This is a genomic window from Acidobacteriota bacterium (genome assembly GCA_040754075.1).
Lineage (GTDB): Bacteria > Acidobacteriota > Blastocatellia > UBA7656 > UBA7656 > JBFMDH01.
In genome coordinates this window covers 325,821-349,617 of the sequence record JBFMDH010000002.1, presented here as the reverse complement: position 1 = coordinate 349,617, position 23,797 = coordinate 325,821, and the positions used below count along the sequence as shown (strand labels likewise).

The window sequence follows — 23,797 nt, the reverse complement described above, 5'->3', positions numbered from 1 at the left end:
AAATAGGAGCGGAAATTCAAATCTTACGATTGCCAGTACATAAAGTGTTGAAAGGGGGGATCAACCGCAAACCTGAATTTCATCCTTACCGAGTTAGTTCTTGAGTGAGCAAAATTACAACCCGCCTCTTTGAACGGGTCGCGTTAATGATTTCCAGTTTATTAACCTTCATAAAACCGCATAGCTAGGGAAAGCGATAATACTGCCGGGTGAATCGGAATCGTTATATTTGAAGGAGAGGAAAATATCAAGCTGTAAGAAAAATTTAAGCTGCTCGCAAAGAAAATTTAAGGCGACAACCGCTCAATCAACCAACTGCCATCCGCTTGTCGGGTATAACGAAAGCGGTCGTGCAATCGTCCTGTGCGATTTTGCCAGAACTCTATCGCCTCTGCCGCTACCCGATACCCGCCCCAGTAAGCCGGCAACGGGACTTCGCCATCGGCGTATTTTTCCTTGAGCTGTTGCATTTCATTTTCTAAAACCGCCCGCGACTCAATCACGCGGCTTTGTTTGGAAGCCCATGCGCCAAGACGGCTTTCCAGCGGGCGGGTGCGGAAATATTCTTCGGACTCTTCGCGCGAAGTTTTCGTCACCCGCCCGGTGATGCGCACCTGTCTATCAAGTTGTTCCCAGTAGAAATTCAGGCAGGCAATGGGGTTTTCAGCAAGTTCGTCGCCTTTCTGGCTGTCATAGTTGGTGAAGAAAACGAAACCTTCTTCATCAAAATCTTTGAGCAATACCACCCGCGCCGACGGCACATTTTCGCGGGTCGCGGTTGCCAGCGTCATGGCATTGGCGAATTTGTGTTCGGTGTTTTGTGCCTCTTTGTACCATTTGTCGAATTGTGCAAACGGACTCGCGGCTAAATCTTTTCGTCTCAGTGACGGTTCATTATTAATGTTATTCAGTTCAGTCATTTCGTTCTTTTCACCTAAAAATTATTTACCGTTCAACATTTGTTCAACGACCTTGTAACTGGCTTCCAGAGCCGATTCCAGGTTTTCGACCTGCGCGCCGCCGCCGGTTGCCATATCCGGGCGACCGCCGCCTTTGCCGCCGACAAACGCCGACACTTCGCGAACAATCTGCCCGGCGTTGAGTCGTTTGGTCAAATCATCCGACACGCGAACCACCAGCGAAACTTTGCCATCGCCCTTTTGTCCTAAGACGACAACCCCGCTCTTGATTTTTTGCGACAAGTTATCGGCAAGCTGGCGCATACCATTGGCATCGAGGTTCGACACTTCAGTTGCAAGCGCCTTGATGTCGGCAATCTGTCGCGCATTTTCCGTAGCCGAAGCCGCCGCCGATTGGGCAATCTTTAATTTCAACTGCTCGATTTCGCGTTCGTACTTGCGCACCTGCTCCTGCAATTTATCAATCGCCTGCGGCAGTTCATTGGGCGTCACTTTCAAACTCTGGGTGAGTTCGGTGACGACCTGTTCATCGGCTTGAAATCGCGCGATTGCCGCATCGGCGGTAACCGCTTCAAGTCGTCTGACACCTGCGGCAATCGACGAATCGCTGATGATTTTGAAAGGACCAATATCGCCCGTGGCGCGAACGTGCGTGCCGCCGCAAAGTTCAGTTGAAAATCCCGGCACGCTGACGACGCGCACCGTAGAGCCATATTTTTCGCCGAATAGCGCCATCGCGCCCGATTTCACCGCTTCATCATAAGATTTGAGTTCGGTCTGGGTCGGGCGATTGAGCAGTATTTCGCGGTTGACGAGTTCTTCAATCTCAGCAATTTCTTCGGCGCTGAGCGGCGCGTAATGCGAAAAATCGAACCGTAATCTATCGGGCGCAACCAGCGAACCGGCTTGTTTGACGTGCGGACCCAAAACCTCGCGCAACGCCGCGTGCAATAAATGCGTGCCCGTGTGATTGGCTTTGATCTTCCGGCGACGCTCGGCGTCAACCCGTGCCGTCACACTGTCTCCTACGTTGAGTTGACCGCTTTCTATTTTTACTTTATGGAAAATAAACCCCTGTGATGGAGAAAAAGTATCTTGTACAGTTGCTAAAATATTCTCACCTTCCAATATTCCAGTGTCACCAACTTGACCACCTGCTTCAGCATAAAAAGGTGTGCTGCTAAGAAGAACCTCTCCATTTTCCCCGGCTAATAGAGGCTTATTGTTAATAACAGGTTTATTGTCATACGCGAGAGGCCCTTCAGGTGCATCGTTATCGATAGCTCGCAACTTACCGTCAACAATAATAGCAAGAACACGCGCATTTGAAGTCTCAAGCTCTTCGTAGCCGATAAATCGTGGCGCAAAGTTGATTGTGAGTCTTGCAGCTAACCCATAAATGGGGCTTGTTCTTTTAGCTATAGTCGTCGCTTCCTGCGCGCCGCTTTGTTGCAATTCGGCAATCGCCGCGTTGAACTGTTCGGTGAATTCGTTCTCTTCAATGTCCCAACCGCGTTGACTGAGTTTGACGCGAATCAAATCGGTCGGCACCCCATAAGTGTCGTACAACTTCGCGAGTTCACTCATCGGCGGCATTTCATCTTTGTATTTATTGAACACCTCGGCGCTGCGCGGTTCGGCAATATTTAAAATGCGGCTATAGCTGCGTTCTTCGCGCTGAACGATTTCCACGATAGCCGGACGCGCCGCGATGAGTTCAGGGTACGGCTCTTTCATTAACTCAATGACAAACTCGCACACTTTATGGAAAAACGGCGGTTGCAACTTGAGTCCCGTGATGCCGTGATAGATGGCGCGGCGCAAAATTTTTCTGAGCACATAATTTCTGCCGACATTGCCCGGCGCGATGCCATCGGCAATTGAAAACGAAGCCGAACGCGCGTGGTCAGCCAGCACCCGCATAGCAAAACCTTCGGGCGAATCATAGACATAAACTTTTCCCGCAAGCTCTGCGATGAAATTGATAATCGGCTTGATGAGGTCGGTTTCGTAATTTGAACTGACGCCTTGAATGACTGCGGTGATGCGCTCAAGTCCCATGCCGGTATCCACGGATGGCGCGGGTAATGGGTCAAGCACATATTGATTTTCGGTTCCCGGTTTGACGTAGCGGTTGTATTGCATGAACACGTCGTTCCAGATTTCCATGGTGATGTCGCCCGTGCCATTGACATATTCGGCGCGATTGAACTCAGGGTCTTCCGGGTGTTCGCCTTGATAGTAATGAATTTCCGAACAGGGTCCGCAGGGTCCGGTTTCGCCCATCTGCCAGAAATTGTCTTTGCGTCCGAATCTGAGGATGCGCTCAGGCGGCGCGCCGACCTGTTCCCAGTAACGCGCTGCTTCGTCGTCTGCCGGAACTTCATCGTCGCCGCCGAACACCGTAAACCACAAACGCTTCGGGTCAAGACCAAAAACGTTTACCAGCAAATCCCACGAAAAATAGATGGCTTCTTTTTTGAAGTAATCGCCGAATGAAAAATTGCCGAGCATCTCAAAAAAGGTATGATGGCGCGTGGTGCGTCCGACTTCGTCGAGGTCGTTATGTTTGCCGCCCGCGCGTATACATTTTTGCGAAGACGTAGCGCGTTTGTAGTCGCGTTGTTCCGCGCCCAAAAATACATCTTTGAATTGATTCATCCCGGCATTGGTAAATAACAAAGTCGGGTCATTTGCCGGAAGCAGAGGCGAGCTTTTCACGATGCGATGCCCGCGCTCGGCAAAATAGTCTAAAAACTTTTGTCTGATTTCATGTCCAGTCATAACGGTTATCTTTTATGTTTAAAGTTGAAATGCGGATTATAACAAACCAAAGCAGACTGTCACAGTAGCGCCCGATAGTTATTGAAGTGAGGGGAAGGCGATGAATAAGCTTTACGGCTTTCCGCACACTCAATTGGTCTGCAATGAGTGGTAAAAATCATCTTGGGATTGAACGGATGAAACGGATTTGACGGATTCAATCCGCTCAACGAATCCTCGCGAACAGCCGCATCCGAAAGCTGAACCCTCTCTCTTGAAAAAAGGCACACGCTCTTCGGAGGTAGTAACTGAAACGGAAAATAAGCGACAGCGCGTGTGATTGCCAATTAATTGATGTGGGCGTTCTCTTCGTCTTTGCTTGCGAGAATGTCGAGCAACAGCCCGGTGTTGTTGCCGGTGTGAAAAATCTGTGTGTAGGCTTTATCGGTTTTTCTGAAGGCGAATGAGCCTTCGTGTAAATCGAGAAAAATACTGAGCGCCTGCGAACCGGTCAGCAGCCCGAATTTCGCATTGACCAGACGACCTTCGTTGAAATAGATAATGCCCTGTTCGTCATTTAAAGGAATGACCAACTCACCCGACACTTTGCTGTTTTCAATCATCTGAATGACATCAAAGAGATTGATAATCGCGAAATTGCCGGTCAGGATGGTCTGCTCGTCCGGCATACTTTGCGCCAGATAACCGCTGTTCATTTGCCGAACCGCCTGCGGCGGATTCAAATTTTGTGTCGGTACACGTGTACCGGCAGGCGGCGGCGCAGGTTTATTGAGCGGCGCGGTCGGCGGGTTTGCCTCGTTTGCAGGTTGCGGCGACTTGCCCGTCGATAAATTGCCGGTCGGCGGACTGTTTTGCGGCAAAGTGAGACCGCCCGAATTCAAAGGCACTGTTGATTTAGTTAGCGAAAGATAAATATTTTTGTCAAAAGGTTCTTTTTCAACGAGACAGCGAATGGCATATTCCTGTTCGGGTTTTAATTTCAAAAATTGAATCCCCATGCCGACCTGCGGCATGCAATATCGCACTTCGCCTTCGATTTCCATCGGCAGTCCTAAAACCACAAAGCGCATTTTCAAAATTGAACCGATTGCCAGATGCGCCAGCGAATCAATAAACAGTCCGGTTATGCTGATGTCGTTAATGCGCGTGTTGAGTCTGCCGATGCCTTTGCCTTCGCATTGAATTTCGCAGATATAACTGACGCGCTTGGCGCGTCTTCGTTCATTGTCTTTTGAAACCATTGGGTATTCTCTTTTTCTTTCGCGGTCTTATCGCTTGAGCATAATCAACTACACAAGGCAGCGTGGATTTCTGAAAATCAACGGATGCAATCTGATTTATGTCCATTCTTCGTCTGTGGCATTTTCAATCAGGCGCAGTTTTTTCATAATCAAATCATATGAAAAACCCTGCCTGATCAGATGCGCGATAATCCGGCGTTTACTTTTCGGGTCATCCGGGAGGCCGTGAATGCGCAGGTGCTTATCTATTGCTTGTTGCAGAGAATTCTCTTCCGTACTCTCCGCATAAATTTTCTCAAAAGTCTCTTCGATAATTGCGCGCGGAACCTTTTTTTCAACCAGTTCACGCCGCAACCGCGATTTACCGATGGCGCGCAAACTGAGGCGCGACTCAGCGTAGTTGAGCGCAAAACTGCGGTCATTGATATAGCCCAACTCTTTCAGTCTGGCAATCGCCTGTTCAATCATTTGCGGCTCAAGCCAGCTTTTTTCAAGTAACTTTTCGCGCAACTGTTGTTCGCTTCGCGCTCTGGCGGCAAGCAGTTTGAGCGCCGCATTCATCGCCTTCTGGCGCGCCTTTTCTTCGCTTAACGGCGCGCGCGGTTTGCTTTCAACATCTTCATCGGCTGCGGAATTTTGTTCCGCTCCCGGATAAGCCTTGCCTGTGCCGCGACGGGCGCGGTTTATCGGATAATCTGTTCTTTTCCTTCTAAAAGCCAATTGACGAACTGTTTGGTTTCAGGTTTTGCGCCTTCAAGTGATGCCGTGCGTTTACGCGAACGTTCCATATCGTCGCGCGCCTGATCGGCGGCTGAACGAATCCCGGAAACCCGCAATTTAAATTCATCGGGATTGGTCGAACTTGCCAACGCCTCTTCATACGTTATCAACCCTTGTGAATACAAATCAAATAGCGATTGATCAAAAGTCTGCATGCCGTATTGTGAAGTTCCTTGAGCAATCGCGTCACGAATCAAATGGGTCTTTTCAGCATAGACCACGCAATCGCGTATGTAAGGGGTTACGACCATCACTTCGACGGCAGGCACACGACCAAGCGTCGGGTCAGCGGCGCGCACCAATCGCATGGAAATCACCCCACGCAGGACGCTCGCCAGTTGCAGGCGAATGGAATTCTGCTGATGCGGCGGAAAACTCGAAACGATGCGTTGAATGGTTTCCGTCGCATCCAGGGTGTGCAGCGTTGATAAAACCAGGTGTCCGGTTTCGGCTGCCATCAAAGCCGTTTCAATGGTTTCGTGGTCACGCATTTCACCGACCAGAATAACATCCGGGTCTTGTCGCAATGCGCCGCGCAACGCCTCATAAAAACTGCGGGTATCGACATCGACTTCGCGTTGATTGACATAAGCTTTTTTGTCGCGATGCAAAAATTCAATCGGGTCTTCGATGGTGACAATGTGCCCTGTGCGCATGCGGTTGATGTAATCAATCATGGCTGCCAGCGTGGTGGATTTGCCGGAGCCTGTGGTTCCCGTAACCAGCACCAGACCGCGCGAATTATCGGATAAATGATTAATCGCCGTCGGCAGGCGTAATTCTTCGATGGTACGAACGGTCGTCGGAATGACGCGCAGCACCATACCGACGGTGCCGCGTTGTTGAAAGATATTGCAGCGGAAACGCCCTAACCCTTGCACCGCATAAGCCACGTCGATTTCCGAATTTTCACTGAAGCGTTGTTTCTGCCGGTTATTCATCATTGAAAAAGCCATGTTAAGCGTATCTTCGGCTGAAAGTCTTTGCGCTTCGACCATCGCTTGAAGGTCACCGTTGATTCGTAGAAATGGAAAGCTCCCGGCTTTGATGTGTAAATCCGATGCCCCCTTGCTACAGGCAAGGGTTAATAGTTGGTCAATGCTTGCTGACATTTTTGCCTCTTTGAAATCTGGGTTAGTAAACTGTTTATACCATCAATGAAAGTTGACGAGGTTCAGTGCAAAGGGGCAGCCTTCTTCAAACTCAGAGATTGACGACGGGTTAAGCTAGCGACAGTTTCAGCGTTGGTATTATAGGTTCAACCAAAATGCACTTCAACAGTTTAGTTTTCAGCGGGTGGTCGGTGGTCGGTAACCGGTACTCGGTAGCCGGTAGTCAGGAATTTCTGATAAAAGTTATGCCGTTTCCCAAACCACCAATTATCGTCTGTCAGCTACCCATTACCGGCTACCGATTACCAGCTACCGATTTTTTATTGTTTTGCCGAAGTAAATTTGATTTCGCCATTTTTGCCGAGCAGTTTGGTGACGCTGTAGCGGGCAAAGCCGCCGCTTTTGCTACCATCATATTCAAACTCGTAAGTTCCCTGCTGGCTGGGTTCGAGGGTAGCGGGGGTGATGGCGACCTGACGAACTTCAATGGGGTTTTCGCCGCGATAAAAAGTAATTTCAACCGATAACTCTTCGAGCGTTTCCTGTGAAATATTCAACACCGCGCCTCGGGCTTTGACGATATTTTTATTCACTTCCGGGTTACGCGAAGGAATGATTTGCGCTCGCGGGGTTTCAACCGCAGGAGCGGGCGCTTGCCCTGTGCGCAATCGCGCCAGCACCGCATCGACGCGATTATGAAATGAAGGAATTTTGAAATAGGCTGCCACACCGCCGCCCATTATTAACAAAACAATTAAAAAGGTAATCAACCCACCACGACTCGTGTCGCCGGTATCCGTCGGTTCGCCATAATGGGTAAATCCGGTGACGCCGATTTCCTCTTCAGCAATGACGGGTTTGCCAATTACCAGTGGCGCATCGCTGGCTTCGACCGGCAACCCCAGAACGGCTCCTGCAACTTTGCGATTGGCTGGCGCAGGGTGCCAGTCCGCCTTGGGGTGCGCGGTCACCACTTCGGTTTGCGGATTGAAAACCGGCACAGGCTGCGGTTTCGCGTTTTCAAAAACCGGCTCTCTATCAATTCGCGTTTCTTTGGTGCGCAAGGGCGCGATGGTTCGCGTCTGTGCAGGTGAGGGCGCGGGTTCGCTTTGCGGAATCAGCGGCTCGATGCGTGGCGGTTCAAACGGCTCGCGGCGCGGGCGGGGCGGCGTGAAATTTTCCTGTGCAGCGGGCGGCTCAACGCGCGCCGAGGCTTCGCTGATGACGCTTGCCAATGGTTTTGTCGCGCTGTCCTCAAATGCGGCATATTGGGTCGTCACCGGCGCTTGTCGCTCACTGGTAAGCGTTGAAGTCGGCTCGGCTTTTAACTCTTCCCATACTTCATCACTAAAGGGGGTTTCTTCATTTGCGGCAATCTCAGGTTCGGGCGCAGACGTTAGCATCGCGGTTTCATCAACCGCTGGCGGCGCAGACGAACTCGACAGAATAAGCGTTTCATCGGGCGCAGTCTGAGTTTCATTTTGATGGGCTAATGTAACATTTGCTTCGTCTATCAAGGCTGCTTGCGCGGGTGTTGACGCTTCGGCTTTCACATTTTCCGGTTCAACAGGCAACGTGGCAGATTCAACTTCGGACGGCGCTTCCTCAAATGATGGAGAAGATTCAACGGCTACCGCTTCGGGCGATTCATCAACGCTTGATTCACCGGCAATTTCATCGCTCCAGTATTTGTGCGGTGACGGAACCTCATCAAGCGCGTTTTTTTTTGCGGTAATCTCTGCCTCAAGAATTTCATCAGGCGCAGATTCCAGAACGCTTTCCTGTTCGGTGACGATTGGCGGTTCATCGGTCAATAATTTTTTAATCTCCGGTTCATCTTCCACCCCGCCCCGCTTGCGGTTAATCATCAAATAAACCAGCAAGGCGAGTCCCGCAAGAAAGAAGAAAATGCCAACCGTCCAAAGCAACCACGAAACTTTCGCCGGTTGCGCCTGCAAGAAATAAATAAGTGTTAAACGCATGCTTTATCGTCCCATTTTGAGAATAACAGTCTGCCTGATTGCTGCTCAAGCAAGACTTCTGTCCTATGTTTCTACTGATGCCGCGCCTGGCTGGGTAGGTTGCGCGAGCCCCATCAATGACTCAATAATCATCGCCTCTTCATCTGGCGCGACGGTTCGTAAATCAATCACCACGCGGTCACGTTCAGTTCGTGCAACAATCGGAATCGGTTGATTTCTCAACTGCGTTTCAATGGTTGCCGCAGATAATTCTGCTGATTGAATGGTCACCAGCACCGTGGACAATTTCACTTCGGGAGCCGAACCGCCACCAATTACCGATGCGCCGCGTTCGAGCGCGATGTGCAAACGCTTGCCGGTTGCGGCAATCAACCGCTGACAAAATGCTTCGGCGCGTCCGGCAATTTCATTTTCGTTCATTGCCATCGCGCGAATCACCGGCACATCGCGAGTAGCAGCGCCGCGTTCATAAATTCTCAAAGTCGCTTCAAGCGCCGCATAAGTCATCTTGTCAACCCGCAAGGCGCGCATTAATGGATTCTTTCTCACCCGTTCAATAATCGCGCGGGTTCCGGCAATGATACCGGCTTGCGGCCCGCCTAACATTTTATCGCCGCTAAATGCCGCAACCGAAATCCCAGCTTTGAAAGATTCATTCACCACCGGCTCATCTTTGACGCCGTAAGGCGCAAGGTCAATCAAACATCCTGAACCCAAATCTTCAAATACCGGGATGCCTGCGCGTTCTGATAATTCGGCGATTTCTGCCAGCGTCGGGCGTTCAGTAAATCCAATAACGCGATAATTCGACGGATGCACACGTAAAATCAACCGCGTATGTTCGTTAATGGCACTTGCATAATCGCTGATGCGTGTGCGATTGGTGGTGCCGACTTCGCGAAGTTTTGCGCCGCTTTTTTCCATCACTTCGGGAATACGAAAACTGCCGCCGATTTCAATCAACTCGCCACGCGAAACAATCACTTCGCCGCCTTCGGCAAGGGTGTTTAATACCAGCAGCACCGCCGCCGCGCAATTGTTGGCGACAATCGCGTCCTCGCTGCCAACGAGTCGCGCCAGCAACTGCTGACAATGCATTTCGCGTTTGCCGCGTCTGCCCGCAAGCAAATCGTATTCGAGATTTGCATAATGCGAAGCGGCGTCTGCAATTGCGGCAATCGCCTCTCGGGCAAGCGGCGCGCGTCCCAAGTTGGTATGAATAATCACCCCGGTTGCGTTTATCACGCGCCTGAGCGAAGGTTGCATCACAACCCTCGCTTTGCTCTCAAGCCTTTGCGTAATCTCTGCTTCTAAATCGACGCCAGACTCCGGGCTTCCCTTTCCTGAATCCTGAATCCTGAATCCTGAATCCTGAACCAGTTGTTCGCGCAATTCGTCGACGATTTCACGCAACAAATCACGAACGCGGTCGCGGCTCAAGGTTGCAGAGAGTTTCACTGCCGCAGAACTTGCGAGCAATTTTTCGATAGATGGCAACGCTCTCAGTAATTCGTTCGACATGGATTATTATTGACACGCCCAAGCGGCTATCTTAGATTCTAGCATAACCCCCAAATTATCTAAGCCTCTGACGAAATTTTATTAAATGGAACCACAAAAGCCCATCAATCCGATTGACCAGGACCTTGACCGATTGGAAACTGAAATCCGTCGTTTGAAAGTTGAGTATGATATTTTTTTCAATGGCGGCACGGCTAAACCACCGATGGATACCAAAGGTCGCGTCGAAGCCATGATTAAACGCATCTTCGATTTGAAGGGCATGTCATTCGGTCAGCGGTTTCGTTATAACAACCTGGTCGCCCGCTACAATGTGATGCGCGAATTGTGGCGGCGTCAGCAACAGAAGCGCGAAGAAAATGGCGTTTTGCCAACTGTCGAAGCGGTCGCGGCAGTCAAATCCATCAACGTCGCGATTCGTTGTCGCGACCCGAAACGCGAACCTGAAAAAGTCAGCGAACTTTATGATTATCTGCTGGCGGCTAAACGCGAATGTGGTGAGCGCATCAATGGTTTGAAATTTGACACCTTCCAGAATTTTATCTTCACGCGCTCAGACCAGATTAAACAGACCTTGAAAACCGAAGCCGTCGATTTCATTGTCGTGGTCGAAAACGGCAAAGTGAAATTTACGGCGCGCGCCGTCAAAGACCCGTCGAAAGCGCCGGAGCGTAAAGTCGGTCGCTTGACCACCGGGGCGCTTACCCATCCACATAACCGCGATTAAGCCAAACGAACTTCCTCATCCCCACCTCGATAATAAAAAAAGCCCGATTTTACAGGCTTTTTCGTATAATTCGGCGAATGACAAATCAATCCCGTTTGCTAATCGGCGAAGCACTCTGTTAGCATCCATAGCTGGCACGGTAGTGACCAGCATCAAATTCAAACTGCATCAAGCCATTGATGCTTCGCGAGGTAAATTAAAGATGCTGGCTGGTGACATTCTTGAAGCTTTAACCTTTGACGACGTTTCCCTGGTTCCGGCGCGCAGTGGCGTGCTTCCCAATCAGGCAGAAACCGAAACCCGATTCTCACGCAATATTCCTCTCAATATTCCCATCACCTCCGCCGCAATGGATACGGTTACGGAATCGCATCTGGCGATTGCCATTGCTCAACAAGGCGGCATCGGAGTCGTTCACAAAAATCTGTCCATCGACGCGCAACGCGACGAAGTCGATAAAGTGAAACGCAGCGAATCGGGCATGATTGTTGACCCGATAACCATGACGCCTGACAGAAAAATTGCCGAGGCAATGGAAATGATGCAGCGTTATCGCATTTCGGGCGTGCCGATTGTCGAAGCCAACGGTCACCTCGTAGGCATTCTGACGAACCGCGATTTGCGCTTTGAAACCCGTTCGGATTTACCCATCAGCGAAGTGATGACCAAAGAGCCGCTCATCACCGTCCCGGTTGGCACCACGCTGATTGAAGCCAAAGCCAAACTGCAACAACATCGCGTCGAAAAACTCCTGGTGGTTGACGAGAATCAAAAGCTCAAAGGTTTAATCACCGTCAAAGACATTCAAAAAGCTATCAAATACCCGCTTGCCGCTAAAGATAATCTCGGACGTTTGCGGGTCGCCGCAGCCATCGGCGCGACCGGCGATTTTGTCGAGCGCGCCCAGGAACTGGTTCGCGCCCGCGTTGACGCCTTGGTGATTGACACCGCACACGGGCACACCGAAGGGGTTATCAGCGCGGTAAAAGCCATCAAAAGACAATTCCCTGATGTTGATTTGGTAGCCGGTAATGTATCGACTGCGGAAGGCACGAAAGATTTGATTCTCGCAGGCGTTGATGCCATTAAAGTCGGGCAAGGCAGTGGTAGTATCTGCACAACGCGAATCGTCAGCGGCGCAGGTATTCCGCAGGTAACTGCGGTAATGGAATGTTCGAGAGCCGCGCATGGAACCGGTGTTCCGATTATCTCTGATGGCGGCATCAAATATTCCGGTGAGATTGCCAAAGCGATTGCCGCAGGCGCAGACACTGTCATGATTGGTTCATTGTTTGCCGGAACCGATGAAAGTCCCGGCGAAATTATTTTATATCAAGGGCGTTCATTTAAATCCTATCGCGGTATGGGTTCGATTGGCGCGATGCGCGAAGGCAGCAAAGACCGCTACGGACAGGCTGATACCGAAATGTCCAAGCTCGTCCCCGAAGGCATCGAAGGGCGTGTGCCTTACAAAGGACCGCTATCGGCAATGATTCAACAACTGGTCGGCGGTTTAAAATCCGGTATGGGTTATACCGGTTGTCGCACTATTCAAGAACTCAAAGAGCGCGCCCAATTCATTCGCGTCACCAACGCCGGGCTTCGCGAAAGCCACGTCCATGATGTCATCATCACCAAAGAAGCGCCGAATTATCAGATTGAATAGAAAGCAGGATTTAGGAATCAGGATTCAGGGGCGGTCAGTGACCGCCTTTTTGTTTAACGAGTCGCAGCATATGAGATTTTATTCGGCGAAATGACAGGCGACGACATGCTGCGGCGCGAGTTCGCGTAGCGCAGGTTCGGTTTTGCATTCATCTTGCGCCAGCGGACAGCGATTGCGAAATCGACAACCGGTGGGGAAATCCAAAGGACTCGGCACTGCGCCGGGTATCACGTCAAGCGTCGCTTTCTTTTCTGCTATCGAAGGTAATGAACGAAACAGTCCGTGTGTGTACGGATGTTTCGGGCGCTCGAACAAATCATTGACGCTGGCGTATTCGACAATCTTGCCCGCATACATCACCGCGACATTATCACAGGTTTCGGCAACCACACCCAAATCATGAGTGATGAGCAAAACCGCCATATTGAATTCGCCTTGCAGTTCTCTTAAAAGTTCAAGGATTTGCGCTTGAATCGTCACATCGAGCGCCGTGGTCGGTTCATCGGCAATCAGCAATTGCGGTTTACAAACCAATGCCATCGCGATCATGGCGCGCTGTTTCATGCCGCCCGACATCTGGTGCGGGTATTCATCAAATCGGGTTTCCGGCGAAGGGATGCCGACGCGCCTGAGCATTTCAACCGCCAGGCGCCGCGCTTCAGCTTCCGACGTTTTCTGATGCTCAATGATGGCTTCGGTGATTTGTTTGCCGATGGACATGATGGGATTGAGCGACGACATCGGCTCTTGAAAAATCATGGAAATCAGATTGCCGCGCACCCGTCGCAATTCTTTTTCATTTTTCGCGAGTAAATTTTCGCCTTGAAAACGTATCTCGCCGCCTTCGTATTTGGCGGGCGGCACGGGCAGCAATTGCAGAATCGAAAATGCCGTGACCGATTTGCCGCAACCCGATTCGCCAACCAGTCCCAAAGTTTCACCTGCGCGCATTTGCAGATTCACCCCATCAACGGCTTTTAAAATTCCATCTTCGGTATGAAAGTAGACTCGCAGATTTTTGATTTCGAGAATAGCAGACGCTTCACTTGCGGATTGCGAACCGTTCAATTGCGGATTGCGGATTGCGGATTGCGGATTGTTGCTCAGGGATTGCAAGTTATCGGTTTCGCTCATGTTTGAGTCTTTAACAAAATGCACCGTCTTTGGCGTGTCGCAGATAATGAAATTTGTTTACCTATCGGCAACTACATTTATTTTTTTCGCGGGGAGAGGATGTCGCTTGCTAAATAGATTTGCTTTTGTCCCTCGTCGCGCACCAGATGCGCGAGGTCGCTCAGTTTTAAATCCGCGTCCTGGGTTGCGAGTTTAATGACCATCGGCAGATTGACGCCGGTGACGACTTCAACCGGCAAATCATCGAGGAAACTGGCGGCAAGATTGGTCGGCGTGCCGCCGAAAACATCTGTTAGTAGCAACACGCCCGCGCCGCTATTGACCTGATTGATGGCGCGTTCGATTTCTTCGCGGGCAATGTCTACATCGTCGTGCCAGCCGATGGACACGGCTTTAATGTGATGAATTTCGCCAACGATGGTTTCGGCAGCCAACACCAGTTCGTTAGCCAGTTGTCCGTGGGTTACGATCACTCCGCCAATCATCAGCTTTCAGGATACAGGAGCCAGGATACAGGATTCAGGGAAAGGAAAGTATGAAGTAGGAAGGCTGAACGATGAACCGAAAGCGTTTTGTAGTTGTTCATCGTTCAGCCTTCATCGTTTCTTCTCCCTGAATCCTGTATCCTGTATCCTGAATCCTAGCTCCTTTCATGCTTTATATCGTTGCTGGTCTTTATCAATATCGCGATGCATCACACGGGTTTTATAACCGCGTGCATTCAATTGTTTATGCAAAGCTTCAGCAATCATCACCGAACGATGCCGCCCGCCTGTACAACCGATGCCAATGGTCAAATAACTTTTGCCTTCGCGTTGATAACGCGGCAATAGATACGCCAGTAAATCAACGAAACGATAAATCGCCTCTTCGACTTCGGATTCGTTTTCCAGATATTCAATCACCGGCGCATCACGCCCGGTATAGGCTCTGAGTTCAGGGATGAAATGCGGATTTGGCAAAAACCGGACATCGAAAATCATGTCGGAACTACGCGGAATGCCGTGGCGGAATCCGAATGAGGCGATGGTGACGCTCAAATCTTTTGCCTGACCTTTTTCGGCAAACCGCTCTTTGATGACATCGCGCAAGGTGTGCACGGTATGTTCCGACGTATCAATAATCACATCGGCAAGAGTGCGAATTTCCGCGAGCATTTCGCGCTCCTGTTCGGTTGCGGCAGAAACCGTGCCTTCCGGCAGCGGATGCGGTCGGCGGGTTTCGCTGTAACGCCTGAGCAAGACATCAGTATCGGCTTCCAGAAACACCACCGTGACATCAACGTCTTTGGCGAGTAACTCCTGATGAATTTGCGGAAAGAGATTAACCAAATCGCGCGACCGCACATCAACGACAAAAGCTGTGCGGTTGATTTCCATGGATTCATCACACAGGCGGACGAATGTGGGAATGAGTTGCACCGGAAGATTATCAACCGCGAAATAGCCTAAATCTTCAAACACTTTGAGCGCAGAAGACATCCCTGCGCCACTCATCCCGGTAATAATGACAACGGAAACAGCCATAAATCAGTAGTCGGCAGTCGGTGGTCGGAAGCCGGTTATTCGCCATTACGACTGACTACCGGCTACCGGCTACTGGCTACCGCGTTAAGGTTCAATCAAACCGAAGTTGCCATCTGTGCGTTTGTAGAGGACGCCGACCTTGTTGGTTTCGGCATCGCGAAAGACGATAAATAAATCTTCAGAATCGGCGACCAGCAAAGCCGCCTCTTCGGGAGTCATGGGTTTCACTTTATAGCGACGCGCCGGAATGATGCGTGGCGCAGGTGGTGCGGCTTCGATAATGCCACCGGGCACGGGGGCGACTTCTTTAACCGGTTGACGATTGCGTTTTGCGGACTGAAATTTTTCTTTGACCTTGAAAATTTGTTTTGTAACTTTGGTTGCCGCGAGGATGATAGATTGCTTGACATCGTTATTTTCGGCAATCCCGGTAAAGACCGTATCACGCCAACGTATAACAATCTCGGCGCGTTTGCGATGTTTTTCGGATGACAGGATGATGTGCGTCCGCATGGGCGCGGAATCCAGAACTTTATTAAGTTTTTGCAACTCTTTTTGTGCCAGTTTCTCAATTGCAGGAGTTACTTCAATATGACGACCTGTGAATTCAAATTCCATAACAGCATATGCTCCTTTCTTTGAAGTAGATGGCAGGCAGTAGGCAGTAGGCAGCGATTTTCAACAACTCAATTCTGCAACATGCTTACTCCTCGCTGATTGAGAGGCGGTCAAAGAACAAGGAAAGACGAAAAACTCAGACAATTGACCGACGTTCGCGCGAGCCGGGAATATTCATCTGGTCGCGATATTTGGCAACCGTGCGGCGGCTCAATTTGACGCCTTCTTTGGCGACGCGCTTGGCAATTTCGTCGTCGGTAATCGGGTTGTGCGAATCTTCTTCCTCAATCATTTTTTTAATCTTCAATTTGAGCACCCGCGTCGAAACATCTTCACCGGTATCCGAGCGCATGCCTTCGGTAAAAAACCTTCGCAGTTCATAAACGCCCTGCGGCGTATTGACATATTTGCGATTGACAACGCGCGAAACGGTGCTGAGGTGCATACCGATGTCTTCGGCAATATCTTTGAGCATCATCGGCTTGATATGCTCTGTGCCTTTGTCGAGAAATTCGCGCTGACGTTCAACGATTGACTGGCAAACGCGGTAAATCGTCTGCCGTCGATGTTCGATATTTTTCAGTAAATCGACTGCCGAACGAAAACGCTCTTTGATGTAATCGCGGGTCTCTTTCGAGGCGTCTTTGGATTCCATCATCTGCCGGTAGGTGCGATTGATTCTCAACCCCGGCACCCCGTCATCTTCAAAGCGGATGACATAATCATCACCGACTTTTTCGATGGTCACTTCGGGAACCACGGGTTGCGCTTCTTCGGCGGAATATTTGCGACCGGGTTTGGGGTCGAGCTTTTTAATAATCGCCATTTCGGCGAGCACCTGATCAACTGAAACCCCCAGGTTCTTGGCGAGGTCGGGCAGTTTATGGGTTTGCAAATTTTCAAAATGGTCGCGCACCATCCGATATGCCAGGCGTTCGCCGTATCCATAATATTCGAGTTGAATCATTAACGATTCGCGAACATTAGCAGCCGCCACACCGACCGGGTCTAATCGCTGAATGATGTGCAAAGCCTGTTGCACGACCTCTTCTGACCACGGACCCATCGCCGCAATCTCTGCAATCGTGGCATCAAGAAAGCCGGTGTTTTCATCAAGGTTGCCGATAATCGCTTCGCCGGCGCGAATCACCTCTTTAGGCGCTTCCACCAGATGCAATTGCCACATCAATTGTTCATAAAGCGACTGGCGGCGGGTCAGCATATTTTCAAACGAGGTCTCTTCGCGCGCTTCATATTCGTGGGTCTTGTAACCCGGATCGAGATATTCTTCAAAAGTGGAGCCGAAATCGATTTCCTGAAAAGAATCGCGTTCGCGGTCAGGTTCCGTATCGCCCTCAAAAGGTGAAGCCTCGGTTGCGGTATTAGTGACAGAAGGCTCAACCGTATCAAAGGATTCTGCCGCGCGGGTTTCAGTGCTTTGAACGGGCGTTTCAGGTGCCGCATAATCGGCAATCGTCGCATCGATTGAGGCGATCTCTTCGTTCATCGAAGTATCCGGCGCGTCTCCCGGTTCGACGGCTTCGAGCACAGGATTGGCGGTGATTTCCGTGGTAATCATGTCAGCCATTTCGAGCTTGGTCATCGCCAGTAGCTCGATACGTTGACGCATCTGCGGCGTGAGCACCAATTTCTGCGAAAGGCTGGTTTGAAGATTTGGTCTAACTGACATAATGCTACCAATCGGTCGTCGGTCGTCGGTCGTCGGTGGTCAGTAAATTTTTGGTTTTAAGAACTGACTACTGACTACTGACTACTGACTCTTACATCCTGAAATTTTCTCCCAAATAAACTTGTTTCACTTCTTTGTCGCGCGTCAGCGCATCCGGTGTTCCGGCTCTGAATATTTTCCCTTCGTTGATTATATACGCTCTGTCGGTAATTGCCAGAGTCTCACGGACATTATGGTCGGTTATCAAAACCCCGATGCCGCGTTCGCGCAGTCTTTTCAATATTTTTTGTATATCAATCACCGCTATCGGGTCAATACCGGCAAACGGCTCATCAAGCAAAATAAATCGCGGTTCAATCACCAGACAACGCGCAATTTCTGTGCGCCGCCGTTCACCACCCGATAATTGATACGCTTTGGTGTGACGCACGCGGGCAATATCAAAATCATTTAACAGGCTTTCAAGCCGTTGTTCGCGCTCAGCTTTCGTAAGCGGCAGGGTTTGCAAGACCAGCCAGATATTTTCTTCAACCGACAATTTGCGAAACACCGAGGCTTCCTGCGGCAAATAGCTGATGCCGTTGCGCGCTCGCAAATACATGGGCAACCGCGAGATGTCTTTGGTATCGAGATAAACCTTGCCGGCATCAGGTCGTTCGATCCCGACTATCATATAAAAAATCGTGGTTTTGCCCGCGCCATTTGGACCCAACAGTCCGACAATTTCCCCCTGTACGATTTCAAGCGAAACATCATTGACCACAGGGCGTTTGCGATAGGATTTTCGCAAATGCTCAACGCCGAGTACGCTCAAGGCTCGCAATCCGGCGCTTTCGCTGATGCCAACTTGCCGGTTCGCTACAGGCTTGCCGTTGATTTCCGACAAGACCAATTCATTGATGACGACTGGCGCATATTCGGTTTGGTTAATTTCGGCTTGCAAATTCACAGTTGTTTCAACAGGGTGTTTCAGAAGTTGTTCAGCAGTTTCCGGCGTCAACGCATCAGATAAATTCACGCTGACCGGTAATGCCGCAAGAGATTCAAAATCATCTGTAGCCGCAGACACGCCCACCTGAATTTCCGCATTTTCCTCAGATAAATGGGTCGTAATGAGCGAATCCGACGAAGGCGTAATCAAGCGCGCAGGCGCGCTCTTTCGCTTAATATTAGGGGCGGTCGGGTTGGATTTACTGCGTCTATTTTTTTTGGCTGGTGATTTACTCACGGACACCTTTGCAACTGCTTTCTGCTGACAAAATTTATTTATTTTTGGTTAGCCGATGAGTCGTTTTCACGCGCCCTGTCCCTTGTTGATTCTCCACAACGACCTTATCATCGCGACTATAGAAAGTCAATTGACCGCCTGTTGTGGTTCCCTTCTCGGCGTCTTCAACTCTGGCATTTTTTCCTACTAAAATGGCGCGACCATCCGCAGATGTGTAAATCGCTTTATCGCCGGTTCCGCGTCGTCCGGGCTGGGTCAACACAACCGCGCCTTCGGCAATCATCTTTTCGACTTCATTGCTTTCCTGCATTAAATGAACATCCACCACCGCGGCTTCGATATTGTCCGTGCCCTGTCGCGCTTTCACGGAACCCTCATAATGAACGAGGCGCTCTTTATCCGAATAAATCATTTTGTCGGCGGTCGCAAAACCCGGAACCACCTCCTGTTGATTGGCGTCATTATTTTTCTTCGCATTATAAAGCGCGCTTTCAACCCGACTGGTGGCAATCATCTTTTTATCATTTTGAAAAAGTTCGATGCGGTCGGCTTTGACAAAATTGTTATCTTGCCAGCCCCGCGCATTGCCCGTGTAAATGGCATAGCCTTCCGAGTTGCGCGCATCAGCTTTTTCAGCCGTCATAAAGACCGGCGACTTGGTATTTTTGAAAGGGGTGGCGTCACCCGCCGTTTCGCGACTGTAATAGGTCGTGCGCACATCGCCGCGCGCATGGGTTTCATCTTTGCTGCGGTCGTAATCAATTTCGTTAGCCTGGGTGCGGGCTTCGGCGTCCCAGACCATCGGACGTTTGCCGCGCAGATAAAGCATCTCGATTTGCCCGTTGTAAGTTGCGGTTTCCGCCGTGCCGTTGCGGTCGCCTTCGTTATATTTGAAATCGCCCTGCTGCACAAGCGTCTGCACATCCTGGGTCTCTTCGATGAAATCGGCTGTGAGCGTTCGACTGGTCGTCGTGCGCAATGGATGGGCGTTTTCAACCGTGGCTTCAATTTCGACCTTCACACCGTTGGTGGCTTTGAAATTTTTCAAGCGATTATTACTTTCAAAAAACTCTGCGGTCATCTGCGGCGCGCGAATCGTCTTTTTATCCGCGCCTTTTTCGGCACGCACCGGCGTCACTTTCATTACGGCGTTTTCCGTCGCTTCGGCAAACGCCAGATTTTTACCGCCCGGATAAAATGAAGCGGTAACTTGACTCGCAGTCAATTCGCGCTCGGTCGGGTTGGCTTTTTCATCTTTCGGTTTGGGCGCGTGAACCTGTAACACAGCGCCGCCGGTTGCCAACGCCGTATTCATCGCGCCTTCCAAAAAAGCGACATTGATTTCGGCGGCGCGAAGTTCGCGATCAACCGTGGACGAACCTGTCGCAAAAACCTGCAATGTCGCATCGCCCGTCGCCTGCAACGAATCAATCGTACTGTCTTTGGCACCCGGCATAAAGGTCGCGTCGAATTTGGCGGCGCGGGCTTCTTTCACAGGTTCACCGCTGAGGGTGCGCGCGAAGGCGCTACCCGTAGCCGTCGCGCGAATCAAGCGTTGTTCGGCAAAAAAGAAATCCATATCCGAAGATTTGATTTCGGCTTTTTCAGATTGTTTCAAATAGGCATTGCCACGCGCTTCGATGCGTTCGATTTTATTATCATCGCTCAACAGTCCGAGCATGGTGTTGGCGCGCATTTCATCTGCGCCCTGGGTGACGATGACCTTGTCATTGAAAGCGACGCGATGGTCTTGGCGTTCCAAAAGACCCGAAACCGCGCGAATGCGAATCGGCAATTTGGCATTGCGCGCGGCTAACAATTGATTATCGGTCGGTGACTGATTTTGATTTTTAGCAGGCGCGTTTTTATTCGGCGATTTCGCCGCGGCAAGCGCCGCCTGGCGTTTGCGTTCGAGTTTGCGGGCGCGTTTTGCGGCTTTACGGGCGGCGCGTTCGGCATCGCTTTCGGTCGTTTCAGGTTTCGCACTTGCAGATTTATCGGCGTTGGTTTTACCGGTTTCAGCCGTCGGTTTAATCGTCAGATCAACATCTTTCAGCAAATGCACGCGCTCATCATTGACTTCAATCATCGCACCCATCGTCGTGCCGGAAACTTTATCGCTGTCGAATTCAACCAACTCCGGCGTATCAATCACGCTCTTTTCGTGGTCGTAATGCAGGTACTGAGTCTTGATCGTCGCGCCTTCGCTGGTGATCACGACGACATTGGAAATAAATTTGGCTTCGAGGGCGTTGAGGTTTGCGGTATCACTGACTTCGGCGCGGTCAGCCGTCACCGTATCATTGCGTGTGCCCTCGTTGCCGAACGATTCGAGCTTCACTTTTTCAAGTTCGTGCGCGCCGTTGGTGTAGGCTTTGTCAACTTCGGCGGTGAGTACGAAACGCACCTTGCCGCCGACTTCGTGCGCGTAGCGTGTGTTGTTGAAGACCGCAACAATTTCGCCTTCGAGAATTTTCGGCGTCGCTGGCAGGTCAAGCGGTTTGCGTTTTTTGACGAAATAGACGCCAAGCGCCACTGCTACGGTAATGAAGACCACCAGGGCAATAACTTTTCCAACCGATACCAGTCTGATTTTGTTCACGGCAAAAATTGTCACACATAGACCGGACAGTTTGCCAGTTCAGGCTTAGCTGTTTTGGGCGCAAAGAAAGCGTCAGGCGCAATTCGTTAATCGCCGCAATGGCGGTTTATATGAGTTCATCGAACCTATTTCCAATTCACCGGCTTAACTCATACAAACCGCCATTGCACGATTTCACATCAAGGGTTGATTTTCTGTTTCATTTTTTGGGCTGATTGTCCGGGCTGGGTTGCGGAGTCAACGAACGCAACAGCGTACGCGATTCGTCTACGGTCAAAACATTGTACGTCCCCTGTCTTTTCACGATACAAAACAGATTGGTCTGTCCGAGCAAATTAAAGAATGAGGCATTCTTATCGTTGCGCGGGTCTAACGAAGACGCCTGTCCGACGTAAAGTGAAGGACACATCACAGAGTTATCGGGAACTGAATCCGGCACATCCAGGCGAAACTGCATTGGTTTGGTCGCTCCCGTTGGAATACTGATGATTTGAATGGCAGGCAATTGAAACAGATTATTCAATCCGCTTCCGTAAGTGCTCACCAATATCCAGCCTTTTGCAAAGAGGGTAGATGGCAATCCATTGGTGAGGTTAACCGAAAACGTACAGCTTCCGCCTCCCGATGGAATGCTTGAACATTGTTGAATATTGGAAAATCTAACGGGCAATGGCGGAACTCGTATATCACCCAGATTTTTATTTTGTCCTTCCGGAACTTCAAATATTTCCGACCGTGTCTGCCGATAGTATTGCGCCGAAATGGAAATCTGATACTGTCCTGCAAGCAACGGATTACCTGAGTAATCTCTATCAAATTGAATCCGTCCTAAGCTATCAGGGTTGCGATAGGCAACCGTTTGATAACAGCCGTATATATTACAGCGATTGAGTTGCGCATAAGCATAAGGCGGCATATTACCGGGCAATCCTTGTCCATTGTTGGCATCAACCAAGCGGGCGCTGATTGAGCCAGCAAGCGGCAAGGCAACCAGGTTGTTATCTCCGAGGTTCTTATTCTCCCCTTGCCCGACCGTGAACATTGCGGATTGACTCGGTTGATAAAGATTGGCATAAAAGAAGGCTTGATAGGTTCCGGTTGGCAACGGTCTTCCCGAATAATCGTGCTCAAACCGAAAGCGTCCCAGATTATCAGTGGATTGCGAATCGACGCCTTCATAACACTGGCCATTATTACAACGCCGCAATTCGACGCGAGCAAAAGGAAAACTATTTCCCGGAAGTGGCGCACCGGTTTCGGAATCGAGCAACCTGCCACCAATCGAATCCGCCAGCGGAACCTGCGTCAAAGAAAAATTACCTAACTCTTTCGCTTCTCCCGGCGCTATCGTAAAAATTGCCGATTGTCCTGAATTGTATAGTTGCGCGGAATAAGCAATCTGATAGGTTCCCGCAGGAATGGGATTGCTATAGTAAATCCGGTCAAATTTAAATCTCCCGTTGCTATCAGTGCCTGCGGTGGCAACATTTTCGTTACATTGCCCGTTGCTGCAACGATATAATTCCGCGCGCGCATAAGGGTAATTTTGACCGGTTAGCGGCGCACCGGTCGCCGCATCAACGATGCCACCGCTGATGAGCCGCGCATCCACGAATTGGGCAATCGTCAACATATAAGTTCCGATGCCGCCGCCGGCAAAATCAGCATCGCAACATCTCGACACGCCCAAAATGAAAACCCCATCTGCCGGAACCGTAAAATCCAATCGGGCATTGTGGTAATAACCGCCATCATCATTGGTTGCCAACAACGTGCAACTGGAATTGAACAGCCCTAAAAATGGATCGGGCAAAGTCCCTCTGCCGGTTGATTGACCTTCGAGGTCAACAAGAATTTTGGTATTGGGCGCAGCCGTGAAACGAAAGAAATCCACATCGGGATTTTGCACTGTAGAAGTTAATCCACCGGAAACCACGAACGGCAAACCGATACTTCCGAAATTTTGTGCCGTTTGACAACTATTATTGGGTTCTTGCTCCTGCGCCTGCCCGAACACCGCAGGCGCAATGGCAAAAAACCAAATGAGACCTATCATTGACAGATAAATTCTGTAGAAATTAAAGAAGTTTGATTTCATAAATCGGCTCCCACGATTAACCGAATCTCGCCTGCAAACATTTTTGCAAGCAGGATGATTTCTGAGGTAAACCCGCAAAAAATTAAGCCTGAACCTATTGAAAGGGAAATTTGTTAGCTAATGAAGCGCGCCAATCATATCCAGCGATTTCTGGCGCGTCAATAAGGT

General features: G+C 50.2%; 17 protein-coding genes. 2 read left to right on the top strand and 15 right to left on the bottom strand.

The window, feature by feature from the left end:
- Window positions 1-287: 287 nt before the first annotated feature.
- From pdxH to selA, 7 genes are all read right to left on the bottom strand, one after another.
- Window positions 288-920, bottom strand: coding sequence for a pyridoxamine 5'-phosphate oxidase (gene pdxH / locus AB1757_03490; GenBank protein MEW6126103.1), 633 nt, complete (start codon window positions 918-920; stop codon window positions 288-290).
- A 21-nt stretch (window positions 921-941) separates the two neighbouring features.
- Window positions 942-3,704 carry an alanine--tRNA ligase gene (gene alaS, locus AB1757_03485; protein ID MEW6126102.1) on the bottom strand — a complete coding sequence of 921 codons (2,763 nt, stop codon included), beginning with the start codon at window positions 3,702-3,704 and terminating at the stop codon, window positions 942-944.
- A 326-nt stretch (window positions 3,705-4,030) separates the two neighbouring features.
- A complete protein-coding gene (locus AB1757_03480; protein ID MEW6126101.1) occupies window positions 4,031-4,945 on the bottom strand; it encodes a DUF4388 domain-containing protein in 915 nt (304 codons plus the stop codon).
- A gap of 96 nt (window positions 4,946-5,041) precedes the next feature.
- Window positions 5,042-5,665, bottom strand: coding sequence for a regulatory protein RecX (locus AB1757_03475; GenBank protein MEW6126100.1), 624 nt, complete (start codon window positions 5,663-5,665; stop codon window positions 5,042-5,044).
- Window positions 5,629-6,837 carry a type IV pilus twitching motility protein PilT gene (locus AB1757_03470; protein ID MEW6126099.1) on the bottom strand — a complete coding sequence of 403 codons (1,209 nt, stop codon included), beginning with the start codon at window positions 6,835-6,837 and terminating at the stop codon, window positions 5,629-5,631. The genes AB1757_03475 and AB1757_03470 overlap by 37 nt, the downstream gene beginning before the upstream one ends.
- Window positions 6,838-7,157: 320 nt before the next feature.
- Window positions 7,158-8,819: a hypothetical protein gene (locus tag AB1757_03465; protein ID MEW6126098.1), complete on the bottom strand. Its 1,662-nt coding sequence runs from the start codon at window positions 8,817-8,819 to the stop codon at window positions 7,158-7,160.
- Window positions 8,820-8,882: 63 nt separating this feature from the next.
- Window positions 8,883-10,340, bottom strand: coding sequence for an L-seryl-tRNA(Sec) selenium transferase (gene selA / locus AB1757_03460; GenBank protein MEW6126097.1), 1,458 nt, complete (start codon window positions 10,338-10,340; stop codon window positions 8,883-8,885).
- A gap of 85 nt (window positions 10,341-10,425) precedes the next feature.
- On the opposite strand from selA, the gene AB1757_03455 reads away from it, so the two are divergent.
- Window positions 10,426-11,067: an MXAN_5187 C-terminal domain-containing protein gene (locus tag AB1757_03455; GenBank protein MEW6126096.1), complete on the top strand. Its 642-nt coding sequence runs from the start codon at window positions 10,426-10,428 to the stop codon at window positions 11,065-11,067.
- Window positions 11,068-11,269: 202 nt separating this feature from the next.
- Window positions 11,270-12,733: an IMP dehydrogenase gene (guaB, locus tag AB1757_03450; GenBank protein MEW6126095.1), complete on the top strand. Its 1,464-nt coding sequence runs from the start codon at window positions 11,270-11,272 to the stop codon at window positions 12,731-12,733.
- Between the two features lie 78 nt (window positions 12,734-12,811).
- Here the strand turns inward: guaB and AB1757_03445 are convergent, their stop codons facing one another.
- The 8 genes from AB1757_03445 to AB1757_03410 form a co-directional block, all read right to left on the bottom strand.
- On the bottom strand, window positions 12,812-13,867 hold the full coding sequence (locus tag AB1757_03445; protein ID MEW6126094.1) for an ABC transporter ATP-binding protein: 1,056 nt from the start codon (window positions 13,865-13,867) through the stop codon (window positions 12,812-12,814).
- A 77-nt stretch (window positions 13,868-13,944) separates the two neighbouring features.
- A complete protein-coding gene (locus tag AB1757_03440; GenBank protein MEW6126093.1) occupies window positions 13,945-14,352 on the bottom strand; it encodes a PTS sugar transporter subunit IIA in 408 nt (135 codons plus the stop codon).
- A gap of 165 nt (window positions 14,353-14,517) precedes the next feature.
- Window positions 14,518-15,393 (bottom strand): RNase adapter RapZ, encoded by an 876-nt coding sequence (gene rapZ / locus AB1757_03435; GenBank protein MEW6126092.1) that lies wholly within the window; start codon window positions 15,391-15,393, stop codon window positions 14,518-14,520.
- An 84-nt stretch (window positions 15,394-15,477) separates the two neighbouring features.
- A complete protein-coding gene (gene raiA / locus AB1757_03430) occupies window positions 15,478-16,011 on the bottom strand; it encodes a ribosome-associated translation inhibitor RaiA (GenBank protein ID MEW6126091.1) in 534 nt (177 codons plus the stop codon).
- A 136-nt stretch (window positions 16,012-16,147) separates the two neighbouring features.
- On the bottom strand, window positions 16,148-17,701 hold the full coding sequence (gene rpoN, locus AB1757_03425; GenBank protein ID MEW6126090.1) for an RNA polymerase factor sigma-54: 1,554 nt from the start codon (window positions 17,699-17,701) through the stop codon (window positions 16,148-16,150).
- A gap of 91 nt (window positions 17,702-17,792) precedes the next feature.
- Entirely contained in the window at window positions 17,793-18,515 is a 723-nt protein-coding gene (lptB, locus tag AB1757_03420) for an LPS export ABC transporter ATP-binding protein (protein ID MEW6126089.1), read from the bottom strand.
- Between the two features lie 448 nt (window positions 18,516-18,963).
- On the bottom strand, window positions 18,964-21,531 hold the full coding sequence (gene lptC / locus AB1757_03415) for an LPS export ABC transporter periplasmic protein LptC (GenBank protein MEW6126088.1): 2,568 nt from the start codon (window positions 21,529-21,531) through the stop codon (window positions 18,964-18,966).
- A gap of 199 nt (window positions 21,532-21,730) precedes the next feature.
- Window positions 21,731-23,587, bottom strand: a complete 1,857-nt coding sequence (locus AB1757_03410) for a hypothetical protein (protein MEW6126087.1) — start codon at window positions 23,585-23,587, stop codon at window positions 21,731-21,733.
- Between the last annotated feature and the right edge of the window lie 210 nt (window positions 23,588-23,797).